Origin of the sequence: Dialister sp. (genome assembly GCF_036343215.1) — a bacterium.
In the GTDB taxonomy this organism is placed as follows: domain Bacteria; phylum Bacillota; class Negativicutes; order Veillonellales; family Dialisteraceae; genus Dialister.
This window is the reverse complement of sequence record NZ_JAZASU010000059.1, coordinates 1-10,228: the sequence shown is the minus strand read 5'-3', so window position 1 is coordinate 10,228 and position 10,228 is coordinate 1. Positions and strand designations below refer to the sequence as shown.

10 protein-coding genes are annotated in these 10,228 nt (G+C 48.3%); 6 read left to right on the top strand and 4 right to left on the bottom strand.

Going from position 1 to position 10,228, the window contains the following annotated elements:
* Nucleotides 1–244: 244 nt before the first annotated feature.
* A complete protein-coding gene (menC, locus tag VZT47_RS07665) occupies nucleotides 245–1,366 on the top strand; it encodes an o-succinylbenzoate synthase (protein WP_330224383.1) in 1,122 nt (373 codons plus the stop codon).
* A 243-nt stretch (nucleotides 1,367–1,609) separates the two neighbouring features.
* On the opposite strand, the gene VZT47_RS07660 is transcribed toward menC, so the two are convergent.
* Nucleotides 1,610–3,217: a gamma-glutamyltransferase family protein gene (locus VZT47_RS07660; RefSeq protein ID WP_330224382.1), complete on the bottom strand. Its 1,608-nt coding sequence runs from the start codon at nucleotides 3,215–3,217 to the stop codon at nucleotides 1,610–1,612.
* A 350-nt stretch (nucleotides 3,218–3,567) separates the two neighbouring features.
* On the opposite strand from VZT47_RS07660, the gene VZT47_RS07655 reads away from it, so the two are divergent.
* Nucleotides 3,568–4,266: a nucleoside recognition domain-containing protein gene (locus VZT47_RS07655; RefSeq protein WP_330224381.1), complete on the top strand. Its 699-nt coding sequence runs from the start codon at nucleotides 3,568–3,570 to the stop codon at nucleotides 4,264–4,266.
* Between the two features lie 471 nt (nucleotides 4,267–4,737).
* On the opposite strand, the gene VZT47_RS07650 is transcribed toward VZT47_RS07655, so the two are convergent.
* Nucleotides 4,738–4,875 (bottom strand): hypothetical protein, encoded by a 138-nt coding sequence (locus VZT47_RS07650; protein WP_330224380.1) that lies wholly within the window; start codon nucleotides 4,873–4,875, stop codon nucleotides 4,738–4,740.
* A 352-nt stretch (nucleotides 4,876–5,227) separates the two neighbouring features.
* On the opposite strand from VZT47_RS07650, the gene VZT47_RS07645 reads away from it, so the two are divergent.
* From VZT47_RS07645 to VZT47_RS07630, 4 genes are all read left to right on the top strand, one after another.
* Nucleotides 5,228–6,109 (top strand): DMT family transporter, encoded by an 882-nt coding sequence (locus VZT47_RS07645; RefSeq protein WP_330224379.1) that lies wholly within the window; start codon nucleotides 5,228–5,230, stop codon nucleotides 6,107–6,109.
* A gap of 313 nt (nucleotides 6,110–6,422) precedes the next feature.
* The gene (locus VZT47_RS07640) at nucleotides 6,423–7,280 is read left to right on the top strand and encodes a 4-(cytidine 5'-diphospho)-2-C-methyl-D-erythritol kinase (RefSeq protein WP_330224378.1); all 858 of its coding nucleotides are present in this window, start codon (nucleotides 6,423–6,425) and stop codon (nucleotides 7,278–7,280) included.
* 305 nt (nucleotides 7,281–7,585) lie between these two features.
* Nucleotides 7,586–7,825 carry a type II toxin-antitoxin system Phd/YefM family antitoxin gene (locus VZT47_RS07635; protein ID WP_330224377.1) on the top strand — a complete coding sequence of 80 codons (240 nt, stop codon included), beginning with the start codon at nucleotides 7,586–7,588 and terminating at the stop codon, nucleotides 7,823–7,825.
* Nucleotides 7,809–8,225, top strand: coding sequence for a type II toxin-antitoxin system VapC family toxin (locus tag VZT47_RS07630; protein WP_330224376.1), 417 nt, complete (start codon nucleotides 7,809–7,811; stop codon nucleotides 8,223–8,225). The genes VZT47_RS07635 and VZT47_RS07630 overlap by 17 nt, the downstream gene beginning before the upstream one ends.
* 136 nt (nucleotides 8,226–8,361) lie before the next feature.
* Here the strand turns inward: VZT47_RS07630 and VZT47_RS07625 are convergent, their stop codons facing one another.
* Entirely contained in the window at nucleotides 8,362–9,132 is a 771-nt protein-coding gene (locus VZT47_RS07625; RefSeq protein ID WP_330224375.1) for an alpha/beta hydrolase, read from the bottom strand.
* 351 nt (nucleotides 9,133–9,483) lie between these two features.
* The gene (locus tag VZT47_RS07620) at nucleotides 9,484–9,663 is read right to left on the bottom strand and encodes a hypothetical protein (RefSeq protein WP_330224374.1); all 180 of its coding nucleotides are present in this window, start codon (nucleotides 9,661–9,663) and stop codon (nucleotides 9,484–9,486) included.
* Nucleotides 9,664–10,228: the final 565 nt, after the last annotated feature.

Below are 10,228 nucleotides of genomic sequence, written 5' to 3'. Positions count from 1 at the left end.
CGCCGCAAAATTTTTTGCGTTTGTCAAGTACTTTTTTCAGATTTTGTCGGATTTTTTTAAATTTTTTGCACAAAAAAAGCACGCATCTTTCGACGCGTACTTGAACTATTTCATGATTTTCTTAAGTTAATGATATTGCTATTAACTGATAACTAATATTTCTGAAGGTTTTGTCCCTCACTCTCAAAGCGGTCTTTCGATTAAGCAAGATTCCATATTTCCATCATTCTGAAAGGAGAAAATCATGAAAATCACAAAAGCCACCATCCGCCAGATGAGGATCCCCCTGAAAGTTCCTTTCCGCACTTCCTTCGGACTGACCGAAGCCAAGGATTTCTCCATCGTGGAACTGGAAGATGATGCAGGAAACAAGGGTTATGGCGAATGCTCCCCCTTCTTCCGTCCCTGGTACAATGAAGAAACCACCCTGGGCGCTCTGGTGGTGCTGAAGCATTTCATCATTCCATCCCTTTTCCAGCTCGATTTCGACAGCCCGGAAAACTTCCATGACCAGACTGACTGGATCCGTAAAAACAGAATGGCCCGTTCCTCCGTGGACTGCGCTCTCTGGGAACTGTACTCCAAAGAGCTGGGCATTCCGGAATGGAAAGCCCTCGGCGGCACCAAGACCGAAGTGGAAACGGGCGTATCCCTCGGCATCGAAGATACCCCGGACAAACTGCTGAAAACCATTGAAAAATACATGGCCCAGGGTTATCGCCGGGTCAAATGCAAGATCAAACCGGGCTATGATATCAATTACATCAGAGCGGTCCGCAAAGAATTCCCGGAGATCATGCTCATGGTGGATGCAAACTCCGCTTACTCCCTGAAAGATATCGACCTTTTCAGGGAAATAGATCAGTACAATCTCCTCATGATCGAACAGCCTCTTGCCTGTGATGATATCGTGGATCACCGCCATCTGCAGCAGGCCATCAAAACCCCGATCTGCCTGGATGAATCCATCCTGGATGTGGAAGATGCGCGGAAAGCCATCGAACTGGGCTCCTGCAAAATCATCAATATCAAAGTTTCCCGCGTAGGCGGCCTCACCGAAGCCAGAAGGATCCAGAAATATGCCTCTGAGCACGGAGTCTACGTATGGTCCGGCGGCATGCAGGATCAGGGTACCGCAAGAAGCCATAATATCGCCGCGGCAACCCTTCCGGGCTACAAATATCCAAACGATATCCCCGCCAGCGACCGTTACTTTGCCGTAGATACCGCCGTTCCTTCCACACCCATCGATAACCACGGCATGATCAAAGTTCCCCAGAAAGTAGGCACCGGTTATGAACCGAACTGGGAAGTCATCGACAAATACACCGTGGACAAATGGGAATTCACGAAAGATTCCTTCTGAGCCTTCCCGTAAGAAAGCAGTCCTCCAATCATTGCAGCGGACTGCAGGATATGGTCATCAGTAAAATAGACCCGCATCCAATCGGATGCGGGTCTATTTTTATACAGGGCTTTCATTGAAAATGGATCAAGCCCATGAAAAAGGCCGCCCTTTACTCATCGAAGGGCGGCCAACACAGCTGAGAACCGGTCACTGATACCTGTATTTCCAAATGCTTTTCAAGAAAGGCCCCGGGTATCCTCTTTACCAGGCCGCCGCCACTCCGTCGGCCCTTGGTTCCGTGGCACCGGAAAGGACGCCTTTTTCATTTCTCCAGATGATTTCTCCCCGTCCGTAGGACATCATATCTCCATTCACCCGGATATCATGGCCTTTTGCCCGGAGCGCTTCGATGACTTCTCTCCCAAGGCCCGGCTCCACTTCGATGGATTTCCCGCCCATCCACTGCCAGCGGGGCTTATCGAGGGCTGCCTGAGGGTTCAGATGATTTTCGATGGAATTCATGAGGACCTGGAACTGTCCCTGGGGCTGCATGAAGCCGCCCATGACGCCGAAGGGTCCCAGGGCTTTTCCGTCCTTCGTCACGAATCCCGGGATAATGGTATGGTAAGACCGTTTCCGGGGTCCCACACAATTGGCGCTCTTCGGATTCATGTAGAAATTATTTCCCCTGTCATTCAGGGTAATCCCATAACCGGGAATGGCGATGCCCGAGCCGAAGCCCCGAAAATTGCTCTGGATGTAGGAAACCATATTTCCTTCCCCATCTGCCGCACAGAGGTAAACCGTACCGCCATCATTCACAATGACCGGCTTTGGAAGGAGCGCTTTTTCTCCGATTTCATTTCTCCGTTTTGCCCCATAGTCATCAGAGAGGAAATACTCCGGCTCCACAGACATATAGTCCGGGTCGGCGATGTATTCCTTCCCGTCGATATAGGCCAGCTTCATGGCTTCCATCTGGAGATGAAGGGCTTCGGTCTCCGGCATATGGGCGAAATCCCAGCCTTTGGCGATATTTAAAGCCGCCAAGACCACGAGTCCGTGACCGTTGGGCGGAAGTTCCCATACATCATAGCCCCGGTAATTCACGTGGAGGGGCTCCACCCATTTCGGCTGATAAGCCATCAAATCTTCCTTCCGGACATATCCGCCCGTCTTTTTCGACCAGGCATCGATGGCATCTGCCATTTCTCCTTCGTACAGATCCCGTCCATGGCTGTCCCGAAGAAGTTTGAGGGACCGGGCCACGGCAGGAAGGCGGAGGATTTCTCCCGGTTTCAGGGGATTTCCATCGGGATAAAAGAGTGGAAACAGGGCGGAAAAGGCTTCTTCATTCTTATAGGGCGCAAAATCTTCCGCCTGCTTTGCAAACATGAGAGACAGGCAGGGCATGACGGCATAGCCATCATCCGCATAGGAAATGGCTGCATCGAAAAGGTCTTTGAAAGGCAGTTTTCCGAACCTTTCTTGAAGGGCCGACCAGAGTCCCACAGCCCCCGGAACCATGACGGGCGCCCAGCCCCGCTGAGGAACTTCTTCATAACCTTTATTTCTTAAAGCTTTCAGTGTCAGGGCTTTCGGCGAAAAACCGCTGCCATTGATGCCATACAGCTTCCCCTGAAACCAGACCTGGGCAAAAGCATCGCTTCCAAGGCCATTGCTGGTGGGTTCCAGGACAGTCATGGCAATGGCCGTAGAAAGAATCGCATCGATGGCATTTCCGCCTTTTTTCAATGCATCCAGTCCTGCCTGGGCCGCCAGGGTCTGGGACGTGCAGACCATGCCTTTCCGCGCATACACCGTTTCACGACGGGAAGGATAAGGATAAAAATTTCCATCAAACTGCATTCTGACACCTCATTTCAACTGCGGGGACATGGAATCGTCCCCATTGGATTCTGTATCCGTTATACCATGGCAGGATTCATTAAAGCAAATTCTAAATTTGAAGGTGTACAAATTGTTCGGGCCTTCTTCACTGATAACTGATAACTTTATAATTTCCACCAGCTCTACATATTGTGCAATTATTGTACAGCTTTTTTATTTATTATTACATATATATAGGAGATTGGGAAAGGGAAATGAATCAGCCGTTAATTTCAGTCATGGGCCCTCCGAGTCACAAAATTGTATTTGACAAATGTTTCTTATGTCGTATAGTATAAGAAATAATTTCCCAGAAATGAGCTGATTCTATGACAGAAAATGAAAACGAAAAGAAATCCTCCCTCACAGGGATGGATTACAAAATCACCTGGAAATCCTGGGTATCCCTGCTATTTCTCATCATCTGCTTCTCCGGCATCTTCTCCCATTCCGATACGCCTCTCAAAGCACTGGACCTCATGAGCCTTCTGGGCCAGTTCGGTCATGCGGAAGGAGCCAAAGTTGCCCTCCAGGGAGCCGGCGGATCTGGCGGACGGGATGGATTTGCCTTTGCCCTCACCATGGTTCCGGTGACCATGATTGCCATGGGACTTCTGGAAGTATGCCAGCATTACGGCGCCCTTTTTGCGGCAGGAAAACTTTTCCAGCCCATTCTCCGTTTCCTTATGGGCATCCCCGGAATCTGCGGTCTGGCCTTCGTTTCCAGCTTTACCTCCTCCGACGTGGGAGCCATCATGACCCAGGATCTTTACAAAGAAGGTCTCATCAATGATGACGAACGGACCATCTTCGCCGCCTATCAGTATGCCGGAAGCGCGACAATCAATAATACCGTGGCCGGAGGCGCCCCGCTTGTCCCGATTTCCCTGCTGCCCGTAGGAATCATCCTTCTTCTCATCATTCTCGTAAAAATCCTCGGAGCCAATATCGTCCGTTTCTACCTCATCTGGTATCATAGGAAACACGGAAATAATCCGGATCTGCCGATGAACGAAAAAACTGCATAATCACCCAAAGAGCTGCTCTGGAAATAAAGAATCCGGACAGCTCTTTCAGTATTCAGCCGTTAGTATTCCAGCACCCCCATATCAACAAGAATTCCCCCGGCAGAGATTTTAACCCCGCCTGTGTACATTCCCCATATAAACTCGTCGGCCTTAAGGCCGACACCTTCCCGCCCCCCGCGCCCCGAAATCCCGATAGTGACTCTATCGAGACATGCCGCGGTGAGGCTAAGACCCGAAAACCGTAACTGACTCAGGTCTCCATATATACCGGATGACTCCTAAAATCACATAAAATACCCGGCATCGTGGGGCATCACGATGCCGGGCTTATTCTATCCCGCAGTCAGTCCAGAGGGGGAGAACCGGCTGCGGAAATAGACCGATGAAGGAACGGGGATTTTGTGACAGCATCCGCCCGTTCGGATTTGTGATTTCATTCCGGATGCTATCACCTCCTTTCATTTCTATCGGTCAACCGACTTTGTCATTCTTCATCAGCCGGTCATCAATCGGGATGGATTCGTAGTACTTCGAAAGGATAAGGTCCACCGTATTGACGGATCCCATAAGATTAAGGAGATCAAAGGCCTCTCCGGTTGAACAGTACATCTTCCCTATTGGTCCCCTTTTTCAAAAGGCTTATAAAACGCAAAGAGCGCAATGATGAGCCTGCATCATTGCGCTTTTTAATATACTAAAATAATAGACCCATACCCATTCGATGTCAATTATAAATTTTGTAAATAATAAATAAAGAGTGGGAGGATATGGACCCGGGGATTTGCGGCTTTTCCAGCCGGCAGCGTTTTCGCGTGGCGGGATTTCGCCTGCGGATATCGCCAATTCCCTCTATCCCATGGCCCTCCGGTGCCTCCTCTCCCTCCCATAGTGTCCTCTCCCCATTGCGAAATATTTCCAAAGCTTATATGATAGGAGAAGTATATATGACGGAGATGAAACTATGACAGCCAGTCGAAAGAAAGGTATCTTTTTTGCGTCCCTGGGGGCCATCCTGTGGGGAGCCAGCGGGATTGCGGGACAGTACCTGCTCATTAATGAAGAAATCGCGCCGGAATGGCTGACTTTCTGCCGGCTGCTCCTGGCAGGAATCCTGCTGCTCGGACTCCTTTCCCTGCAGGGGAAGAAGATTTTTGAAATATGGAAAGACCGGAGTGACCGTATTTCTATCCTCATTTTTTCTGTCTTTGGCATGATGGCCACCCAGTACGGGTATTTTGCTTCCATCGCGGAAAGCAATGCCCCTACGGCGACGGTGCTGGAGTATATCAATCCGATCCTCATCATTTTCTGGAATTGTTTCCGGGAAAAGCGGCTTCCTTCCAAAGTGGAAATCAGCTGTACCGTCTTTGCAGTAGCAGGAACTTTTCTCATTGCCACAGGCGGGGATTTCGGATCTCTGGCCATTTCACCGAAGGCTCTTTTCTGGGGCCTTCTCGCGGCCCTGGCCTGTGCCATTTATACGGTGGTACCGGTACGAATCATCCGGAAATACGGTGCTCCCATGATTATCGGCTGGGGAATGCTGCTGGCATCCTTTTTTATGGCTCCCGTGACCCTTTGTACGGATTTCACCGGCAGCCTCTCTATGCATGTAATTCTGGCCTTCCTTTTTGTAGTCATTTTCGGGACCATCCTTTCCTTCTGTTTCTACCTGGGAAGCGTAGCCTATATCCAGCCGGCGGAAACAAGCATCATCGGAGCCATCGAACCGGTTTCATCCGTCATTTTCTCTTTCTTCCTCTTCCACCTTCTCTTCGGGACCTGGCAGCTTGCCGGTATGGGACTCATTATTCTGGCTGTCATTCTGGTGGCAAGAAAATAACTCCGATCTTCTGATGGGTCAAAGCCTTCCGATGACGCCTTGAAAATTTCGAGGCAGTCCGGCAGGAGCCGGACGGGTCTTGCGAGGGTTGCCTGCCGATTCGACGGGAAGCTTTGAGGCATTTCTGCAAAAACCGTTTCGAGCAGCGGGATTTCAGCCCCTTCCCAGTATCGCTCCAAAATCCTCAAACCGGAGCCGGCAGAAGTACTTCCAACTCCCCGAAATTTCACAATATTGACACTTCTGCCATAACCCCCTATAATACTGACGAATACGTCTATTTCCAATTCCATGAAACTTTGAAAGGCCTGCCATGATCACTGAAACTGCGTACGCAAAAATCAATCTCACCCTGTCCGTGGGCGGAAAGAGGGCGGACGGATATCATCTCATTGATTCCGTGATGCACTCCATTTCCCTCCACGACAGAATCACCCTGGAAAAGGCAGATGACATTTCCCTGACCGTCACGAAAGGGGAAGCGCCATTGGGCAGGGACAATCTCATGGTCCGGGCAGCGGAACTTTTCTTCAAAGAAACGGGCGTCAAAGGCGGCGTCCATATGACTCTCGAAAAACATATTCCCGCCGAAGCAGGTATGGGCGGCGGATCTTCCGATGCCGCTGCAGTGCTCCGGGGCCTGGAACGGCTTTACCACACGGGCAGGAGTCTCAAAGATCTGGCAGCCATGAGCGCGAGCCTTGGCGCAGACATTCCCTTCTGCGTAATAGGCGGCGCCTGCCGGTGTGAAGGAATCGGGGAAAAACTGACGAAGCTGATTCCCTGGGAAGGCCTTCCCCTCCTCATCATCCGTCCCCAGACCGCAGAATCTACGGCAGCTGCCTATCGGATGATTGACCGCATGAAGAAACATCTCATAAATACCACTTCCGCCTGCGTGAAAGCGCTGGAGGAAAAGCGCCGGGACCTCCTGGCCGCTTCCCTCTGCAATGATTTCGAACCCGCCCTTTTCTGCGAAAATGAAATCCTTAGAAATACGGCGGCCCGCCTCGCTTCCCTCTGCCGCCCCGCCCTCATGACCGGTTCCGGCAGCGCCTTCTTCGTACTTCTCGAGAGCGAAGAAGAAGGGAAAAAACTCCTCGAAAAACTTAGAAGCGAAAATCCCGGCTGGTTCGTGGAAATGGGAGAAACCGTGGGAGTGGCAGAATGAGTATTGACTCTTGTGAAATATGATTTGGAATATCCATACGTAAAAAGTTAATAGTTCTCAGTTATTAGTGTTGGTGGTCCGCATCAGAAAGAAGGCGGACCTTTTATATTGAAATATCAAATTCAAAATCCCGCTTACATTAATTTTTTAAAATAAAAGCATGGCATCGAAATGGATACCACAAATTTATATTGGTCACATTAATTTGTAAAAATAGAATTACCCATTGCATTTTTTGTGTGAATCTATCATAATAATGTTAGCTAATATTATTATGCCTTAATCAGCTAATACAGGAGGACCCCATGGAGACAACTGCAACAGCTACTGAAATGAAAAATAACTTTGGGAAATATCTTGACCTGGTTATGAATGGACACGAAGTGATTGTCACCAGAAATGGTAAAGAAGTTGGAAGACTTATTCCAAAAGCCAAATCCATAACATTTCTGACTGATTCCCTAACCGGTATTTTAAAAGGCACCGGCAGTATTGAATCTGCAAGAGATGAAGCGCTGAGGGAAAAGTATGAAAATATTGATTGATGCAAATATCCTTCTTGATGTACTTCAGGAACGGGAACAATTTCTGGAATCCTCGAAAATCATCTGGAAATTATGTGAAACAGAACAGATTGAAGGGGTAATTTCAACTTTAACCGTGGCCAATTTAATATATGTTATGCGCAAAAAATTAAATCCTGAAACAATTGATATGCTGCTTACTCAATTATTTTTAATTTTTTCTTCTGCTGATCTTACGGAAAGCGATTTAAAGAGAGCTGGCTGTCTCAAGTGGAAAGACTTTGAAGATTCTGTGCAGAGCGTAATAGCAGAAAGAATCGGAGCGGATTACATTGTAACTCGAAATTTGAAAGACTTTACCGACAGCAAAATAAGAGCATTAGATCCTGAATCTTTTCTGCTTTATTTAGAAAATCTATAAATAAAAAGACTGTGATATTGAAATCGATACCACAGCCTTTTATATTGGGTGTGCTTTGTATTTGATGCGCACTACCTTCACTGGGAACTGATAACTTCAACGTTCAGTTTAAAGCATGGATTTTAAATTCAGTGATTCACTCCCCCAGATCCCCATGGAAGAATTCGATGATTTTGTGGATGGCCAGGGCCATATGATTCGGGTCCCGGAAGGGATGATTCGCCCCTTCTACGGGAATGAATTCAATCACATTATCTTCCGCGAACTTCCGGGGCCCTTCGATGGGAATCATTTCATCTTTTGTGCCGTGAATGATGAGGATATCGTCGGCAAAGTCGAAATATTCATGCTTTGTCACGTCGAAAGCTTTCAGGTCCTCCAGGAAGGATTTATCCATCTTCATTTTCCGCGCATAGCCCACGGAGATTTCCTTCCCCTTTTCCAGTCTGGCATAATCCTCGTCGGTCAGATGGTTCCTCATGGCTTCATACATGTGAATGCCAGGGCAGCGGAGGGCTATTTTCTTAAATGGATTTCCCACTTCGATGAGGCAGCGCAGTGTCAGATAGGCGCCAAAACTGGTGGAGTAAATGAAAAGATTTTTTGCACCGAGCTCTTTTTTCGCATAATTGCACACAATGGTGAGGTAAGTGAGACATTCGGAAACGGAAAGCTTCTTCCTGGCATCCATGCCGTGACAGGGCCAGTCAAAGGCGAGAGCCGCATAATCTTTATATTTGGAAACCAGATGCTCCCCGAAAGATGCAGTCCCCGCCGTTTCCTTCGAAGACCCGAATCCGTGAGTCACAAGGACTACATTGTCAAAAGTCCTCGCTCCCCTGTCATAACAGAAAAACCGGCAGCGGATGCTGTAACCTTCCTCATTGATATCAAAATATTTTTCCATGGTTTCTAATCTCGATTCTGTTGGATTTTATATAGAGTATTGTACCACAGAGCGGGAAGAAAGAGACGATGGAGGACCTTCCGATTGTATCAAATGGAACGGTACCGGGAAAGAGGCGGCACTGGGGAACCTTCCATTCATGTCTCATGGAGCAGTACCGGGAAGGAGGAGGCACTTGGGAACCTTCCAACTGTGTCAAATGGAACGATACCGGGGATAACGGCCAGGCTTATCCGACGTCTCCTTTGCCCAAGTAAAAAATCCCGGGAAGCCCGGGACTTTTTATGACTTGGCATAGTTTCGTTTTAGCCCGCCAGTGATGAAGTCACCGTAAAGCGGCAGGAATCAGATTCATCGTGAAAGGCAGGATGGATGAATGCCGCTCATTCCTTTCTTTTCAGGGGATTCCTCTTCTAAAGATATTTTGATGAGAATACGATTTCTTTCAAATTCCATCTTCGTTTCCTTATATTCCTTTCGAAATTCAGGATTCTTCATCTGCTTTTCCATATATTTTTCAAGGTCATCCATAGTATTATCTCCTTTATATCTCCAAAATATTCCATTGGGAACCGCTTGTCAAGAATCGCCTGAACAGAAATTGAGAATAGAGACCCCCGGACCCGAAGAACGAATAACAAGTCACAATTGAGGATACCCATCCCCAGGATCCGAATCACGAACCACGATTCAGGTTATGCTGGACAATCCAGCAGCATAATCCCGTGTACAAATTTCCATATATACTGCGCCCGAAGGGCGCCACCTTCACGGATCACGGAGCACGGGCCACGATTGAGGATACCCATCCCCGGGACCTGAAGAACGAACCACGATTCACGAACCACGATTCAGGTTATGCTGGACAATCCAGCAGCATAATCCCGTGTACAAATTTCCATATATACTGCGCCCGAAGGACGCCACCTTCACGGACCACGGATCACGGGCCACGATTGAGGATACCCATCCCCGGGACTGAATCTTACCCTTTGTCAAATAATCGGAATTCGAGTTTTTAGAAATGCGGTCAATTTTTATACAGTTGCCCTGGCCTGGGGATTTTATCAGATTTACATTCCGGCATCAAGGGGCT